We start from the raw sequence: 16,870 nt of genomic DNA, 5'->3' as shown, positions 1-16,870 counted from the left end.
GTAGACCAGTCTACCTATAACCGGTGGCGGACCTCTCCAGCGGGCCGGGCGCTTACGGGCCGTGGTCGCGCGCCCCGGGATGGTCTCCGGCGTCACCGCCCGGAGGGTGGAGCCCGCGGGCGGCCGTCGCTTCAGCCGTCGGTCGCGTCCGCCGGAATACGGATGACGAGCAGGGCGGCGTCGTCGTCGTTGCTTCTCGGCCGTGCGCGCTCCAGCAGCTGGTCGGCGAAGGAGTTCAGGGGGCGGTGCGCGAGGGAGGCCGCGTGCTGGCGCATACGTCTGAGGCCCGTGTCCAGTGACTGCCCCCGGGCTTCGACCAGGCCGTCCGTGTAGAACACGAGCGTGGACCCGGGCGGCAGGGCGATGCGCGCGTCGGCGCGCGGCCGCGCCATCCCCGTGCCGAGCAGGACCCCGCTCCCCTCCTCCAGGTAGTGGGCGATGCCGTCGTGGTGGACGAGCAGGGGCGGGGGGTGGCCGGCGCTCGACCACAGCAGTTCCCACCGTCCGGCCTCGTCGACCGTCAGGTGGGCCAGGACGAGGGTCGCCATGTAGACGTCGCTGATGTGCTCCAGGGCCTGGTCCATGCGCTCCAGCGTGCGGTGGGGGGACTGCTCCTGTGCCCAGGTGTAGGCCCGGAGCATGTTGCGGAGCTGGGCCATCCCGGCCGCCGCGTCCAGGTCGTGGCCGACGACGTCGCCGATGACCAGGGCCGTGTCGCCGCGGGGCAGGGGGAAGGCGTCGTACCAGTCACCGCCCACGTGCGAGACGTCTGGTGCGGGCAGGTACCGGGCGGTCATCTCCGCTCCCGCCAGCCGGGGGAGCTGGGGCAGCAGGTAGCGCTGCATGGTCTCGGCGACCTGGCGCTGGCGCTGGTAGTGGCGCGCGTTCTCCAGGGCCAGGCCGATGCGTCGGGCGATGTCCTCCAGAAGGGCGAGATCGTCGCGGGCGAAGGGGTGCTGGGAGCCCGTGCGCCCCAGGGTCACGGCGCCCAGCACCTCCCGGGGCCCGCGGATGGGGGCGATGGCCGCGGTGTTGATGCCCGTCGCCTCGAACAGCCTGCGCTGCTCCACCGCGATACCCGTGTCGGGCGGACCGGAGTAGATCTCACGCTTGACGAGGGTGGAGGCGGCGCCTCGCAGGGCTTTGGACAGGGGCATGCTGGAGGTCGGGGGCACCGGGGGCATCGGTCCCTGGAGGTCCTCGCGCACCGTGGTCCTGCCCTGGTCCGCCTGGACCACCAGGGAGCGGGACACCTCGTCGCCTTCGGTGATCAGGTCGATGATCGCCCAGTCCGCGAGTCGTGGAAGCATCAGCTCCACCACCCGGAGCAGGGACTTCTCCACGTCGACGTTGTTGATCAGGTGTGCGGTGGTGTCGGCCAGCAGGGCCAGCCGCTCCGTCTCCGACAGTGTCCGTCGGGAAGGGGTGGAGCGCCCGGGGGTCCCCTCGTCCTGCTCGACGGCCTGGAAGAAGACCAGCTCCGTGACCTGGGAACCGTCGGGCTTACAGGGCACGGCGGACCACGACACGGGGAGGAGCGTGCCGTCGCCGCGCTGGAACCAGGACTCCCCCGCGCGGGAGAGGGAACCGGACGGCGCCCCCTGGGAGGCGTCGCGTGCCTCCCTGACGACCGCCTGCCCCCGGGCGTCCCGGTGCAACGACCGGAGGTCCTGCCCGAGCGTCTCGTCCGCCGAACGGGCCAGCAGTCGCAGGGCGGTGGCGTTGACCGCGACGATCCGCTCCCTCTCGTCGACGGCGTACACACCCGCGCTCAGGCTGTCCAGCGCCTCCGCGAGGAGCCGGTGTTGACCTGACACACCGGTCGAATCGCTGTACGTACCGGAATCCTCGTCCACAGCGTCTCCTTGTCCGACGGACCTTCGCACACCCCCAGGCCGAGGGTCGGGCATGTCCGGTGTGTACCTGCCACGCCCACGAGGAACCGCCCTCCGCGGGCGGGGCCGGAGACACTCATATCCGTTCGACGGGCTGGACAGGTCTCACCGCAACCGGCACTGGCGGGACTCCGGTGCCGGGAGCTCCTTCCCGGCACCGGCCTGCGACCAGCCACGACTACGTCAGAGAACGTACACCAGTGCCCCGGGTGCGGTGCCCCCGCCTCACCTCGGCGGACGAGGGGGAACACGGGGGCGCCGGTCCGCGTGCCGGGACAGGGCCCGGACAGTGCCGGGCCGGACCCGGGAACGGGTGACGGCCCCGCACCGCCGACCAGCGGGCGGGCCCGCCCGGCCGATCACGCGGCGGACCACTCCCGCGGACGGGCACGGACGAAGTCGGCGAAGGTGCGGGGCGGGCGGCCGGTCAGGCGGTGGACCGTGTCCGTGACGAGGTCCTCGCTGCCCCCGGCGATGTCGGCGTCCACCCGGACCAGCGCCGAGGCGAAGGGCTCGGACATGCCCGCGTCCAGGTTGCGCCGGACCAGCTCGGCCGCCGGGGCGGGCGTGTGGCGCACCGGCCGACCGGTGGCCTCGGCGATGACCGCCGCCGCCCGCGCGTACCCGAACGACTCCGGGCCGGTGAGCACGTGCTCGCCGGCCACCGGCCCCGGCGCCAGGAGCAGCTGTGCCGCGACGGCCGCGATGTCGGCGGCGTCGATCCACCCCAGCTTCCCCTCGCCCGTCGCCGAGCGGATCTCGCCGCGCTCGCGGATGCCCGCCGCCACCGGGTGCGCCCCGGTGAAGTTCTGCATGAACCCCGACGGACGCAGCACCGCCCACTCCGGGAAGGACCGCACGGCCTCGCCCAGCTCCGCGACGCCCGGGGCCCCGGACAGTCGCGCCAGCGAGCCGAGCAGCACCACGCGCCGCACCCCGGCGGCCCGGGCCGCCGCCAGGAACGGTCCGGCCGCCGGCATGGGGTCCAGGGTCATCGGCGGCGGCACCAGGTACAGGGCCCGCGCCCCGTCGAGTGCCCGGGCGTGGGTGTCGGGGTCAGCCCAGTCGAAGGGCACGCCGCCGGGCCCCGGCCCGCGGCTGGCCACGCGCACGTGCGCGCCTCGGGCCCGCAGCGTCTCGGTGAGGGGGCGGCCGGTGTTGCCGGTGCCGCCGGTGACGAGGATGCTCATGTCTTCGGTCCCTTCGGGTGTTCGGTCCGTCCGCGCCTGCGTCGTCCGGTCCGTGTCGTTCGGTCCGTCGTCCGCCACACTGGCGGGGCGCGGCGCGCGGGGGAACGGCCGCGTCGTCCCCGGACCGGTGGTCCGTGGTTGGCCGTCCGCGCGCGTGGCAGGCTGGGGGCGTGGACAGACGAGAACTCGGCGGATTCCTGCGCGCCCGCCGCGAGGCCCTGCGCCCGGCCGACGTCGGCCTGCCCGAGACCGCGGGCGGGCGCGCGCGGCGCACACCGGGGCTGCGGCGCGAGGAGGTCGCCGACCTGGCCGGGGTCTCGGTGAACTACTACGAGCGGCTGGAGCAGGCCCGGGCGCCGCGCCCGTCACCGCAGGTCATCGACGCGATCGGGCGGGCCCTGGAGCTGTCGGAGGCGGAGCGGGCGCACCTGTCCCGGCTCGCGGGGCACGCGCCGCCCGCCCGGCCCGGCCCGGACGGACAGGTCCCCCCGGGGGTGCTCGCCCTGCTGGAGCGGCTCGGCCCGGTCGCCGCCTACGTCTGCGACGCCCGCCACGACGTCCTGGCCTGGAACGGCCTGGCGTCCGCGCTGATCACGGACTTCGCCGCGCTGGCCCCGGCCGAGCGCAACGTGCTGCGGCTGTCCATGCGCCTGGGCGGAACGGTGTGCTCGGCGCCGCCGGAGTCGGCGGGCGGGTTCGCGGCGCAGACGGCGGCCCAGACGCGCGAGGCGCTGGCCCGCCGCCCGCACGACTCCGCGCTGCGGCGGCTGGTCGACGAGTTCGCCGAGCGCGATCCCGGGTTCGCGGCGCAGTGGCGGCGGCACGACGTGCGGCCGCGTGCGACGCTGCGCAAGCGCGTGGACCACGGTGAACTCGGCGTGCTCGACCTCGACTGCCAGACCCTGGCCGTGCCGGGCACCGACCTGCGCGTGGTCGTGTTCAGCGCGGAGCCGGGCACCCTGGACCACGACAAGCTCACCCGCCTCCAGCTCCGCCTCGCGGTCCCCGAGCCCTCGTCACGGCGCTAGCGGGAGCTGCTCCTCCCTCTGCCCGGACGACGCCGGAGCCGACGCGACAGCCGGTTGCACGGGTGCTCCACGAACCGCGGTCCCGCCGGGCCGAGGGACCAGCGGTCCTTCCTCGGCTCGGGCGGGCGGGAGCGGTACGGCGGCCCCGGAACGTCACGGCGCCGTCCAGGCCCGCCGCTCAGCGCTCCGGGGGTCGTCGACCTGGGTCCACTCGGTGTCGATGCGCATCGTGGCCCGGCGCTCGTCGTCGTAGGGGGCCCAGCCGGGGTCGCCGGTCCCGGCGAACCGGATCCAGGTCTGGTGGACGCGGGCGGCCAGGTCCGCGGGGGGCTCGCCGCGCCCCAGCAGACCGCCCGGTCCGCGCAACCGCGGCAGGTGCGCGAGGTCGAAGACGAAGGGAAGCTCGACCGCGTGGGCGGCGCCGAGTTCTCCGTCCAGGGCGTCGGAGCGCCACGCGAACTCGTAGGCGAAGGTGGCGGACGCGGTGTGGGAGGCGTGGGCGCGGGCCAGGGCCCAGCTGCCCGCGCCGAACAGCGCGTCTCCCATGACGGCGGACCGCAGTTCGCCGAAGGACGCCTGGGGGCGTGCCCTCCGGTACGTCCGGACGAGCCGCGCCGGATCCGGGTGCGAGCGCGCCGCGGCCGCGTCGACGTCGGACGCGGTCGAGGTGGAGTAGGCGCCCACGGGGGCCAGGTAGAGGTTCCCCTCCTCGGTGTTGGTCCCGATGAGCAGGTCGACGTCCGCGCCGAGCCCGGCGGCGACGGATGCGGCGGGCTGTGTGTCGAGGACCAGGCTGAAGGGGCTGAGTCCGATCAGCGGGTCGTGGTGCGTCCCGGTCCGCAGGTCGATGCCCGCGAGCTTGGAGGCGGCCTCGACCAGGCGGTCGTCGGGGATCTGCGCGAAGGCGTCGGCATGGGGCCGGACGCCGAGGAGTTCGGCCGCGGCGCCGGTGACGCGGGCGGCCTGCTCGGTCGTGAACGCCCCCAGTCCGCTGCCGCTCTGGACGATCGCCCGCCGGAAGAGGCCCGCGGCCTCGGGGGTGGCGAGGACGGCGCCGACGATGGTCGCTCCGGCCGACTGGCCGAAGAGGGTGACCCGGCGCGGGTCACCGCCGAAGGCGGCGGCGTTCTCGCGGACCCAGCGCAGCGCGGCGACGACGTCGAGCAGGCCGCGGTTGGCGGGTGCTCCGGGGATGTCGAGGAACCCGGCGATACCGAGCCGGTAGTTCAGGGTGACGAGGACGACGCCGTCACGGGCGAAACCGCTGCCGTCGTACATCGCGGAGCGTGTGGAGCCGGCGACGAACCCCCCTCCGTGGACGAACACCATGACGGGCAGGCCGCCGTCCGCTGTCTCGGGCGCCCAGACGCTGACAGTGAGGTAGTCGTCTCCGCGGCTCCAACCGTCGCCGAAGTAGGGGGACATGTCCACGCCGCCGAGTCCGCGTTCGGCCTGGGGCGCGTTGGGCCCCGGCACGGTGGCGTCCCGTACGCCGTCCCAGGGCTCGTGCGGTCGCGGCGGCGCGAACCGGTCGGCGCCGCGGGGAGCGGCGGCGTACGGGATGTTCAGGAAGGCGGTGACGCCGTTGCGGCGTCGACCGCGGACCGCTCCCTGCGCGGTGGTCACGACGGGGTCGGGGTGGTGGTTCACAGGCATGCCTTTCCGCTGGCCTCAGCCCTGCTGGGTGTACGGGGCGAAGGGCGCCCAGCCCTTGACGGCGAACTTGTCTCCGTCGCGCACCACTTCGGCGGCGCCGTGGCCGCCCAGGTGCGCGGGGATCACGAGGGTGTTGTCGTCGGCCGCCCTGCCCAGGACCTCGCGGCGGGTGGCGCGGGCGCCCGCGGGGTCCTCGCAGAAGCAGCTGTTGGCGTCCGGTTCGAGGATCTGCACCGGGTTGTGCAGCAGGTCGCCGACGAACACGGCCCGGTCCGTTCCGGAGGCCAGGGTCAGCACGGAGGAACCGGGGGTGTGCCCGGGAGCCGCGTCCAGGCGCAGGTCGGCGTCGATCCGGTGGCTGGTCTCCCACAGCAGCGTCTGGCCGGCCTCGTGCACGGGGGCCACGCTGTCCTCGAAGACGTTCTGGTTGCCGCGGCCGAGCCGTGGCTGGTGGCCGTTCTCGGGGTTCCAGAAGTCGAAGTCGTCCTTGGGCATCAGGTACGTGGCGTTGGGGAAGGTGGGAACCCAGTTCCGGCCGTCCAGGTACGTGTTCCAGCCCACATGGTCGATGTGCAGATGTGTGTTGACCACGATGTCCACGTCCTCGGGTGCGACTCCGGCGCGGGCGAGATTGGCCAGGAAGTCGGTTTCGAGACGGCTCCAGACGGGCGCGTACGGGCGCTCCTTGTGATTGCCCACACCGGTGTCGACGAGAATGGTCTTTCCCTCGCTGCGCAGCACCCAGGTCTGGATAGCCGAGTTCACCGTATTGGCCTCGAAATCCACGAAATGCGGGCTCAGCAGGGGTGCACCGTCGTCCCAGACCTCCTTGGACACCTCCGGGAAGAAGGTGTCGGGCGTCATTTCCACGGAACCGTAGTACTCCCGGACCCGGGTGATCGTGACATTGCCGAGTTGCATTTGTTCCATGAGGGTTCCTCAGTGATTCGGATGCTTTCTTGGGACCCTAGGGGCGGCCTCGGCGCACGCGGTATCCGTCACGTGACTGCACCTGCGCACACGCCCCGGCACCGGCTCCGCCGCTTGTAGCCTGGGTGGGCCAAGGCAAGGCGGCTCCGACCGGGGAGCCACGACTCCTGGAGACCCCGTGGGCGAGCACACAGGCGGCCCCGGTGCGGTCATGTGGCCGGACCCGGATCCGGTGGAACCGATCGTCGGCCGGGACACGGAGTTGGCGCGCCTCTTCCGCGCGGTGGACTCGACGTCGACCGACCGGGTCCTGGTGCTGGTCGGCGACCCGGGCACGGGCAAGAGCGCGCTGCTGGGCTCCGCGGCGCGCCGAGCCGAAGCGGGCGGCGCCCGCGTCCTGCGCGCCGAGGGGAGCGAGTCGGAGTCGGGCCTGGCGTTCTCCGCGCTGCACCAGTTGCTGAGGCCGGTCTCGGCCCGGGTGGACGCGCTGCCGGAGAGGCAGCGCACGGCGGTGCGCGACGCCTTCGGCGCGGGGTCGGCCACGGCGGAGCCCGACCCCATGCTCATCGGGGTCGCCGTCCTGAGTCTGCTCTCGGCCCTGGGCGACCGGCGTCCCGTGCTCGTGGTGCTCGACGACGCGCAGTGGTTCGACCGCGCTTCCCTGGACGTGCTGTCCTTCGCCGCCAGACGGCTGGAGGGCGAACCGGTGACGATGCTGTTCGGGGTCCGCGCCGGCGACCGCCTGCCGGGGCTCGACCGCCACCTGCCGACGCTCGCGCTGGGAGCGCTCGGCGACGCCGCCGCCAACCGGCTGCTGGACTTGCAGCCGGGCAGCCCCGTCGGCCGGGTCAGAGCGCGGATCCTCGACCAGGCCGGCGGCAACCCGCTGGCGCTGACCGAACTGACGAGGGCGTCCGCCGCGCACGACGCGGCCGCGGGGCCGCCCTCCCCGGGTCCGCTCCCGCTCACCGATCACCTGGAGGGGGTCTTCGCGGCCCGTCTGAACGACCTCCCCGCCGCCAGCGGGCAGGCCCTGCTGCTCCTGGCCGCCATGGACAGCGTCGACTCCGCGGTCGTCGCCTCCGTCGGGCTGCCGCACGCCGGGGACGACGCGTGGCTGCCCGCCGAACGGGCCGGGCTGGTCCGGCGGACCGGTCGGGGCGTCCGGTTCCGCCACCCTCTGGCCCGGTCCGCCACGTACCACGCCGCCTCCCCCGCCTCACAGCGCGAGGCCCACCTCGCACTCGCCGGGATACTGCGGGACGAACCGGATCGGCGTGCCTGGCACCTCGCCGCCGCCTGCTTAGGCCCCGACGCGGCCGTGTCGGCGGAGTTGGAGCGGACCGCCGACCGGGCCCGCCGCCGCGGCGGCCACGCGGCGGCGGCCAGTGCCCTGCGACGCGCCGCCGAACTCGCACCGCGGCGCGAGGACAGGGCCAGGCTGCTGGTCGAAGCGGCCTCGGCGGCCGTGTTCACCGGCGACATCTCCTGGGTCGAGGAACTGGCCGCCGAGGCACGCGCGCACACCGAGGACCCATCGCTCCTGGCATCCGTCACCGCGCAGGTCGGACGGCTGGCGGTGCTGACCGTGCGCCACACCGTGGTCTTCTCCCGACTGGTCCGTTCCGCCGAGCAGGCGGCGGTCTCGCGGCCCGCCACCGCGCTGGACCTGCTGGCCGATGCCGCCGTGGTCCGCTTCTACTCCGGGGAGGACGCCCAACGGCGCCGGATCCGGGCCGTCCTGGAGCGACTCCCCGGGGACGCGTCACACGCATGGCCACGCGCCTGGGTGAGGGCCGTGTCGGACCCCTTCGAGGGCAGGGCCGAACTCCTCTCCCTGCTTCCTCGGTTGGTCTGCGAGGCGGAGCGCCAGCCCGACCGGCTCACCGCTCTCGCGGTCATGGCGTGGCTCCTGGACGAGACCCCGCAGGCCGTCCGCGCCTTCGACGAGGCGTTCGACCGCTGGAAGTCGCAGGGGCCGCTTCCGGAGGGCCTGGAGGGCGCTGCCGCCTGGAGCTATGTGGAGCAGGGGCGGTGGGATCGGGCACGCGAGGCCTGCGCCCGCACCGCCGCCGTCGGGGCGAGGGCCGGTCTCGACCACGCCGTGGCGTGCGCGGCCGCGGTGGAGGCCACCGTGCTGGCCTACCAGGGGGACACGGCGGCGGCCCGGGACCGGGTCGGGGACGTGTTCGCCCTGATCGATCCGATGGAGAGCCGCTCCGTGTCCGTCTACGCCCGTCGCGCGCTCGGTGCCGCGGCGGTCGCGGAAGGCGGGTACGAGGACGCGTACGACCAACTCCGCACGGTCTTCACCTCGGACGGCGCCCCGGTGCACTACCACGCCTCCTACCCGGCCCTCGCGGACCTGGCAGCCGCCGCCGCGCGCAGCGGTCGGCGCGCGGAGGCCGCCGCGATCGTCGGGCGTTGCGCACACGCGCTCGCGGACGGCGCCTCGCCCCGGCTGCGCGCGCTGATCAGCCGGGCCCGTGCCCTCCTGGCGGACCCCGAGGACGCCGAGGCGCACTTCCGGGCGGCCCTGGTCGATCCTCGGCTGGAGCGCTGGCCCTTCGAGCGGGCCCAGACCCTGCTGGACCTGGCCGAATGGTTGCGGCGCCGTCGACGCGTCACCGAGGCGCGGGGGCCGCTCACCGAGGCTCTGGAGGTCTTCCGGCGGCTGGGGGCGCGCCCGTGGATCGAGCGCGCCCGGTCCGAGTCGCGCGCCGCCGGCCTCGACGTCACGGACGCGGCCCCCGACGCGCTCTCCCGGCTCTCCCCGCAACAGCAGCAGATCATCAGGCTCGCCGCCCGCGGGCTGACCAACCGGGAGATCAGCGAGAAGCTCTTCCTCTCTCCGCGCACGGTCGGCTCACACCTCTACCGCAGCTTCCCCAAGTTGGGTGTCACCGCCCGCTCCCAACTGCGCGACCTGGTCGAGAACGCCCTCCCGACGACCGCTCACCCGGGGTAGGGTCCGCCCCGGCCTCACGCGGTCCACGACCGGTCTCGGCCGAGCCCTCGCGTTCGCCGCGACCGGCCACCGCCTTCGACTTTGCATCCAAGGCATACCATGATGCCCATGACGCAAGAAGACGGAGAGCTGGACGGCCTCGTGCGCAGGCGCATCCGCGCCCTGCGGGTGGCGCAGGGCTGGTCCCTGGAGGAACTGGCCAAACGCGCCCACCTCAGCCAGTCCTCGCTGAGCCGCATCGAGAACGGTCGGCGCCGCCTCGCCCTGGACCAGCTGGTCACCCTCGCCCGAGCGCTGGACACCACACTGGACCAGCTCGTGGAGACGGCCGACGACGACGTCGTCATCAGCCCGATGGTCGACGGCGCCCGCGGCCGGATGCGCTGGCCCGTCAAGGGCGACCCCGGCATGAGCGTGGTGCGCCAGCGCGTGACCGAACCGCCGCCCGACAACCCGGCCCGCATGCGCGCCCACCCCGGGCGCGAATGGCTCGTCGTCCTGTCCGGCACCGCGACGCTCATGCTCGGCAACCGGCGCTTTCGCGTCGAGACCAACCAGGCCGCCGAGTTCCCCACGATGACGCCGCACGCCATCGGCGCCGAGGGGGGACCGTGCGAGATCCTGGGCATCTTCGACCGCGACGCCCGCCGCGGCCACCAGCGGGAGGAGGACGGCCCAGGCGCCCAGGACACCTGAGGGAGCGGCCGCGCCGACCGCGCGAGGACCGCGTCTTGCGCGTCGGGCAGCACATCCGGTCAATGTCTTGCGCAAAACGGGAACCTTCATGCTCGGTGCGCATGGGCGTCCTACCGTGGAGACCATGAACCAGACGCACTCACACGACCACGACCACGACCACGGCCACGGCCACGGCCACGGCGCCCAGCACGACCACCACCGGGAACACGGCCATCAGGAGTACGACGCCGACGTCCAGGCGGAGATCCTCGACCTGGACGCCGAGGTCCTCGCCGAGCACACGGCCTCCATCACCGCGTGGCTGCCGCTGACGGCGGACCCGCGTCGGATCGTGGACCTGGGCTGCGGCACGGGCGCGGGCACCTTCGCCCTCCTCGACCGCTTCCCCGGCGCGCGCGTCACGGCCGTCGACACCTCCGACGGACACCTCCAGCGGCTGAACGCCAAGGCGCGCGCCCTCGGCGTCGAGGAGCGCGTGCGCACCGTGCGGGCCGACCTCGACTCCTCCGACTGGCCCGACCTGGGCTCACCGGACCTGGTGTGGGCCTCGGCCTCGATGCACCACATGGCCCGTCCCGACCGCGCGCTGCGCGGCGTCCACGACGCGCTCGCTCCCGGCGGCCTGTTCGCCGTCGTCGAGCTGGCCGGGTTCCCCCGCTTCCTGCCCGAGGACGCCCCCGAGGAGCGGCCCGGCCTGGAGGAGCGCGTCCACGCCGTGGCCGACCGCCTCCACACCGAGCACATGCCCCACCGCGGGGCCGACTGGGGTCCGATGCTGACCGCCGCCGGTTTCACGGTCGAGGGTGAGCGCACGATCGCCGTGAACATCGAGGGTTCCCAGAGCGAGGCGGTCGGCCGCTACGCGCTCAGCGGCCTGCGACGCATCCGCACCGGCGTCGCAGGAGAGCTCTCCCCCGAGGACCTGGCCGCGCTCGACCGGCTCCTGGACGCCGACGGCCCGCACAGCATCCTGCGCCGCGACGACCTGGCCGTGCGCACCGAACGCGCCGTGTGGGCCGCGCGCCGCTGACCCCGGTCCCGGTCCCGGCCACCCGGCAGGCAGCCCCGGCACCCGGTGAAGGGTGGGCGGCGACGCGACGCCGCCCACCCGCCGCCGCTCCACACGGGCGACGGCCCCTCGGAGCGGGGAGGTCGGCCGCGTCGGGGGCTTTCTTCGTCGGGGGCGGACGGCGCGGGCGGGGAACCCGCCGGTTCCGGCCCGCCCCGCCCGCATCCCCCGGAGAGAGGGCCGGTGCGCGCCGGGGCGCGCCGTGCCCGGGCGGTCCGCGGGTCCGCTCCGGTCCCGTGACCGGGTAATCCTTGTCCCATGGACAACCACGACGACCGCATCCGGGTGCGCGGCGCCCGCATCCACAACCTCAAGAACGTGGACACGGAGCTGCCCCGCGACGCCCTGGTCGCCTTCACCGGCGTCTCCGGGTCGGGGAAGTCCTCCCTGGCCTTCGGAACCCTCTACGCCGAGTCCCAGCACCGGTACCTGGAGTCGGTGGCGCCGTACGCCAGGCGCCTGCTCCAGCAGCTCCCGGCCCCGGAGGTGGACGACGTCACCGGGATGCCGCCCGCCGTGGCGCTCGCCCAGCCGCGCTCGGCGCCCTCGGTCCGCTCCACCGTGGGCACCCTCACCACGCTGTCCAACACACTGCGCATGCTCTTCTCCCGGGCGGGCGACTACCCGCCCGGGGCGCGGCGCCTGGACTCGGACTCCTTCTCCCCCAACACCGCGGCCGGGGCCTGCCCGACGTGTCACGGGGAGGGGGTCGAGCACGAGGTCACCGAGGGGTCGCTGGTGCCCGACCCCGGGCTGAGCATCGCCGACGGGGCGGTCGCCTCCTGGCCCGGGGCATGGCAGGGCAAGAACCTGCGCGACATCCTCGACACCCTCGGGTACGACATCCACCGGCCCTGGCGGGAGCTGCCCCAAGGCGAGCGCGACTGGATCCTGTTCACCGAGGAGCAGCCCGTGGTGACCGTCCACCCGGTCCGCGAGGCGGGGCGTGTCCACCGGCCCTACCAGGGCAGGTACAGCAGCGCGCGCAGGCTGGTGCTCAAGGCGTACGCCTCCTCCGCCAGCGAGGCCCGTCGGCGCAGGGCCGCCGAGTTCATGGTGGACCGGACCTGCCCGGAGTGCGGCGGTCGGCGGCTGCGGCAGGAGGCGCTGCGCGTCACCTTCGCCGGGCACACCATCGCCGAACTCGCGGCGCTGCCCCTGACCGAGCTGGTGGCCCTGCTGCGCCCCTGGGCGCAGGACCCGGGCGCGGCGGGGGCTCTGGTCGGGGAGATCGCGGCACGGGTCGGGGTGCTGTCGGAGCTGGGCCTGGGCTATCTGAGCGCGGCCCGACCGGCCCCGACCCTGTCCACCGGGGAGTTCCAGCGGATCCGGCTGGCCACCCAGCTGGGCACGGGGCTCTTCGGGGTGGTCTACGTCCTGGACGAGCCCTCCGCGGGCCTGCACCCGGCCGACGCCGAGGCGCTCTCCAGGACCCTGCGGCGCCTGCGCGACGGGGGCAACACCGTGTGCTTCGTCGAGCACGACCTGGACGTGGTGCGCGGCGCGGACTGGATCGTCGACGTCGGGCCGGGGGCGGGCGAGCACGGCGGGCGCGTCCTGTACAGCGGCCCGGTCCCCGGCCTGCGCGGGGTCCCGGAGTCGGTGACACGCCGCTACCTGTTCGGCGACGCCCTCCCGGAGCACCGGCCCCGCACCCCCGGCGGATACCTGGAACTGCGCGGGGCCACCCGCAACAACCTCCAAGGGCTGGACGCCGACGTCCCCCTCGGCGTGTTCACCGCCCTCACCGGCGTGTCCGGCTCGGGCAAGTCCTCCCTGCTGGCGGAGCTCGGGGACCGGGCCGCCGAACACGGCCGGGTGGTGTGGGTCAGCCAGCAGCCCATCGGACGGACGCCGCGCTCCAACCTGGCGACCTACACCGGGCTCTTCGACACAGTGCGCAAGCTGTTCGCGGCCACCGAGGAGGCCCGCTCGCTCGGTTACGGGCCCGGCCGGTTCTCCTTCAACGTCGTGGGGGGACGCTGCCCGGAGTGCGAGGGCGAGGGGTTCGTGTCGGTGGAGCTGCTGTTCCTGCCCACCACCTACGCGCCCTGTCCAGCCTGTGGCGGCTCGCGCTACAACGACGACACCCTCCGGGTGCGGTACCGGGGGCGCACGGTCGCGGACGTGCTCGCGATGTCGGTGGAGGAGGCGGCGGGGTTCTTCACCGAGGAGCCGTCGGTGCGGCGTTCTCTGGAGACCCTCACCGGGGTGGGCCTGGGCTACCTGCGCTTGGGCCAGCCCGCGACGGAGCTGTCCGGCGGCGAGGCCCAGCGGATCAAACTGGCCACCGAACTCCAGCGCCGCCGGGTCGCCGACACGGTCTACCTGCTCGACGAGCCCACCACCGGTCTCCATCCGCACGACACCGACGTCCTCGTCGGCCGCCTGCGCGACCTGGTCGGCGCGGGCGCCACCGTGGTGGCGGCCGAGCACGACATGCGGGTCGTGGCCACCGCCGACCACGTCATCGACCTGGGCCCGGGCGGCGGATCGCAGGGGGGCCGGATCGTCGCTCAGGGCACGCCCGCACAGGTCGCGGCGGCCCCGGACAGCCGCACGGGCCCCTACCTCAAGGGGCTGCTCTGACGCGCCGGGCCCTGCGCCCGCCGCCGTGTGCCTCGGTGGTCACCTCCCGATCCGGTAGGCGCGGGTCCGGCCGAAGGATCGGCGGCGAAACCGCGTGTCCGACTCTGCCCCTAGTCTTCCGGCATGTACGAATCTGAAGCAGGAACGGCCGGCTCGGGCGGCGGCACGGACACCGCTGCCCGGGTGGCGGCGGCGGTGCGGGACTGCCTCGCGCCGCTGCGGCTCTCCGAGGCCCACGAACCGGTCGTCGAGCACGTGCTGAGCGGCACCCGACCGGAGGCCCTGGCGGCGTTGCGGGAGCGGCCGACCGGCGCCGACATGGTCGCCAAACCGGACGCGGTCTGGCGGACCGACCGGCTGACCGCCGTCGCCGACGCGCATCCCGGCTGGTCACTGCGGGAGGCCGACGCGGCACGGCTGGTGCTCTACCGGCTCGCGCCGATCGACCTGCTCGTCCGGTTCGGGCAGGTGCTGCACGCGGTCACCGGCAACGCCCCGACGTCCGGGGAGCCGTCGTCGCTCCTCGTGCTGGCCGACGACGTGCTCCGTGTCCACGGCGCCGCCGACGGGACCGACGCCGACGACGTCCGGCGGCGGTGGGACCTCCACACCCTCACCGAGGTCGCCCGGGCGGGCGGCGCACCCGGCCGGACTCCCGTGCACGCCGCCCTGTCGGCGCTGCTGTACTCGGGCTCCGGCCACTGGCCGTTCCGTCGGCACCGGCTTCTGGAGAGCGAGGCGGGCGTCGCGTTCCTCGCCCGGCACGCCGACGCGCTCGCGGACGTCGTCACCGGGTCCGGTCCGAACACTCGCAGGTACGTGGCGGACCGGTGCGCGCACCGGCCGGAGGCGCACGCGGAACTCGCCGCCGAACTGGCGGTGGACGCCGAGGCGAGCGTTCGCGCTCAGGTGCTGTCCGCGCTGGCCCGGACCGACGGCCCCCGGCAGGTGGACCTGCTGCGACGGCACCTGCGGACCGCGCCGCCGGACCGTCTGCCGGACGTCCTGGCCCGCCTGGCCGACCTCGACGGCGGCGTCGCGGCGATCGAGGAGGCCCTGGCCGACGGCGGCGACGGGACTCAGGACCCCGGGCGCGAGGGGCTGCTGCGCCGGGCCGCCTCCCGGGTGCGGGCGCTGAGAACCGCGGAGGCCGCCGTCCCCGTGCCCGACGTCGCCGCACCGCAGGACGCGGACCTGGCGGAGGAACTGCGGACGCTGGGGGCCGGGGGCGGGTCCGACGGGGACCGTTCCTGGAACGGCGTCGAGGGGAGGGTGGCGCTGATGCCCGACGTCCGCGCCCTGCGGGACGCGTTCCGCGCCGCCGGGATGTCCGACGCGGACCGGCGGACCGCCTCGCTCCTGGTCACCCGCACGGACTCCCGCGGACGCAGGATCGGCGCCTTCCTCACCCCGGAGGACGCCGAGCGCTGGTGGCCCCTGTTCGCCGAGCGCCTGGACCTGGCGGACGAGTACCTCGACGGCGGCGACGGGAGGCGGCACCCGGACCAGCCCGCCGTGGACACGAGGACGATGATCCTGACCGTCCTCGAAAGCTTCCCCGCCGCCCCCGAGGCTCTGGTCCCGCGCCTGACCTCGCTCGCGCTCGGCGCGAACCGCCACCGGCTGGCGGCCCGGCGCGTGCTCGGCGACCACCCGGACGCCCGGGCGGCAGCGGCGGCCGCGCTGTCGGACGCCGACGCCCGGACGCGGTCGTCCGCAGCGGAGTGGCTCGCGGGGCTGGGCGAGCCGGGCGTGGTGGCGCCGGAGCCCGGCTGGGAGTTCGGCGCGGGGGTGCTGCACCCGTCGGTGAGGGCCCTGCCCGCGTCGGTGCTCTCCTGGCTGGACCGGTTCCGGGAGCAGGCGCTCGACAAGGGGGTTCCGGCGGACGACGTGGACCGGTGGCTCGGGCTGGCCCGCCCGAAGCTGCGGACGGCGCGCGACGGCGGCGGCACGGTCGTCGGCAGGCTCGGCAGCCCGCTGATGCTCCCGCCGGACGCGCCCACCCCGGGCACGGTGTGGGACGACGACCCCGGCAACCGCGACGATCACCAGCTCATCGCGACGCTCGACCTGGCCGCGATCCCGCCGGAGGCCACCGACATCCCGCTGCCGCCCGACGGCCACCTGCTCCTGTTCGCGAACGTCGAGTTGGACGAGTTCGTCATCCCGGGCGGCGCCGCGTACGTACCGGCGGGGACGCCGGTGGAGGAGCGGGAGTCCTCACCGAGCTACGAGCCCTACGAGTACGACTCCCCCGAGGCCCTGGACGAGGAGCTGCGGCGCACCGGTGACCTGCGGCTGGTCCCCGGCGTGGGGCTGCCCTCCTGCCCCGTCGAGGACGGGGACCTCGCCCTGCACCCCCACGCGGAGACGTTGCAGGAGGTCTGGTCCGAGCAGACCGACGGGGGCGGCGAGTGGCAGATCGGCGGCTACGCCGCGGACTTCGACGGCTACGGGGACCCGGCGCGCGCCTCGGCGTTCCCGGAGGAGGGCGAGCAGTGGTCCAGCCCTGAGGACTGGGTCCTGCTCGCGCAGTGGGTCGGGGTGCCGATGGGGATCCTGTACTGGACCATCACCCGTGAGGACCTCAAGGCGCGCCGTTTCGACCGCGTCGTGGTGCAGATGTACTCCAACCCCTGACGGTGCCGCGGAAGCGGGCCCCGGCCGCCTGCGCGGCCGGGGCCCGCACCCTCCGGGTGGAAGCCGTCACCGCACCACGGCGTCAGCATCGGAGCCCGTTCCCATCGGCGTGCGCTGTGAGGGGAGGGATCGGGCTTCGGAGGGGCGTGATGAACCACTGTCTTTACGGCGTAGATCGCAACCATTGCCGGTGAGTACGGAACACC

General features: G+C 74.7%; 10 protein-coding genes. 6 read left to right on the top strand and 4 right to left on the bottom strand.

The features are described from left to right. Positions 1–131: 131 nt before the first annotated feature. Together NDAS_RS09380 and NDAS_RS09375 are read right to left on the bottom strand one after the other, a co-directional pair. Positions 132–1,817: a SpoIIE family protein phosphatase gene (locus tag NDAS_RS09380; RefSeq protein WP_232051658.1), complete on the bottom strand. Its 1,686-nt coding sequence runs from the start codon at positions 1,815–1,817 to the stop codon at positions 132–134. A 437-nt stretch (positions 1,818–2,254) separates the two neighbouring features. Beyond that, positions 2,255–3,085: a Rossmann-fold NAD(P)-binding domain-containing protein gene (locus tag NDAS_RS09375; RefSeq protein ID WP_013152929.1), complete on the bottom strand. Its 831-nt coding sequence runs from the start codon at positions 3,083–3,085 to the stop codon at positions 2,255–2,257. Between the two features lie 170 nt (positions 3,086–3,255). Between NDAS_RS09375 and NDAS_RS09370 the strand changes: the two genes are divergently transcribed. Continuing rightward, a complete protein-coding gene (locus NDAS_RS09370) occupies positions 3,256–4,113 on the top strand; it encodes a helix-turn-helix transcriptional regulator (RefSeq protein ID WP_013152928.1) in 858 nt (285 codons plus the stop codon). Positions 4,114–4,266: 153 nt separating this feature from the next. On the opposite strand, the gene NDAS_RS09365 is transcribed toward NDAS_RS09370, so the two are convergent. Beyond that, positions 4,267–5,769, bottom strand: coding sequence for a carboxylesterase/lipase family protein (locus NDAS_RS09365; protein WP_013152927.1), 1,503 nt, complete (start codon positions 5,767–5,769; stop codon positions 4,267–4,269). Positions 5,770–5,784: 15 nt separating this feature from the next. Next, a complete protein-coding gene (locus tag NDAS_RS09360; protein ID WP_197724903.1) occupies positions 5,785–6,690 on the bottom strand; it encodes an MBL fold metallo-hydrolase in 906 nt (301 codons plus the stop codon). Positions 6,691–6,877: 187 nt separating this feature from the next. Between NDAS_RS09360 and NDAS_RS09355 the strand changes: the two genes are divergently transcribed. From NDAS_RS09355 to NDAS_RS09335, 5 genes are all read left to right on the top strand, one after another. Then, positions 6,878–9,667, top strand: a complete 2,790-nt coding sequence (locus NDAS_RS09355; RefSeq protein ID WP_013152925.1) for a helix-turn-helix transcriptional regulator — start codon at positions 6,878–6,880, stop codon at positions 9,665–9,667. Between the two features lie 108 nt (positions 9,668–9,775). Beyond that, entirely contained in the window at positions 9,776–10,363 is a 588-nt protein-coding gene (locus tag NDAS_RS09350) for an XRE family transcriptional regulator (RefSeq protein WP_197724882.1), read from the top strand. A gap of 124 nt (positions 10,364–10,487) precedes the next feature. Beyond that, a complete protein-coding gene (locus tag NDAS_RS09345) occupies positions 10,488–11,396 on the top strand; it encodes a class I SAM-dependent methyltransferase (protein ID WP_041553120.1) in 909 nt (302 codons plus the stop codon). A 297-nt stretch (positions 11,397–11,693) separates the two neighbouring features. Next, positions 11,694–14,024 (top strand): ATP-binding cassette domain-containing protein, encoded by a 2,331-nt coding sequence (locus tag NDAS_RS09340; RefSeq protein ID WP_013152922.1) that lies wholly within the window; start codon positions 11,694–11,696, stop codon positions 14,022–14,024. Between the two features lie 123 nt (positions 14,025–14,147). After that, a complete protein-coding gene (locus tag NDAS_RS09335) occupies positions 14,148–16,664 on the top strand; it encodes a DUF1963 domain-containing protein (RefSeq protein ID WP_013152921.1) in 2,517 nt (838 codons plus the stop codon). Positions 16,665–16,870: the final 206 nt, after the last annotated feature.

Source organism: Nocardiopsis dassonvillei subsp. dassonvillei DSM 43111 (assembly GCF_000092985.1).
In the GTDB taxonomy this organism is placed as follows: domain Bacteria; phylum Actinomycetota; class Actinomycetes; order Streptosporangiales; family Streptosporangiaceae; genus Nocardiopsis; species Nocardiopsis dassonvillei.
This window is presented reverse-complemented; position numbering and strand designations above follow the sequence as displayed.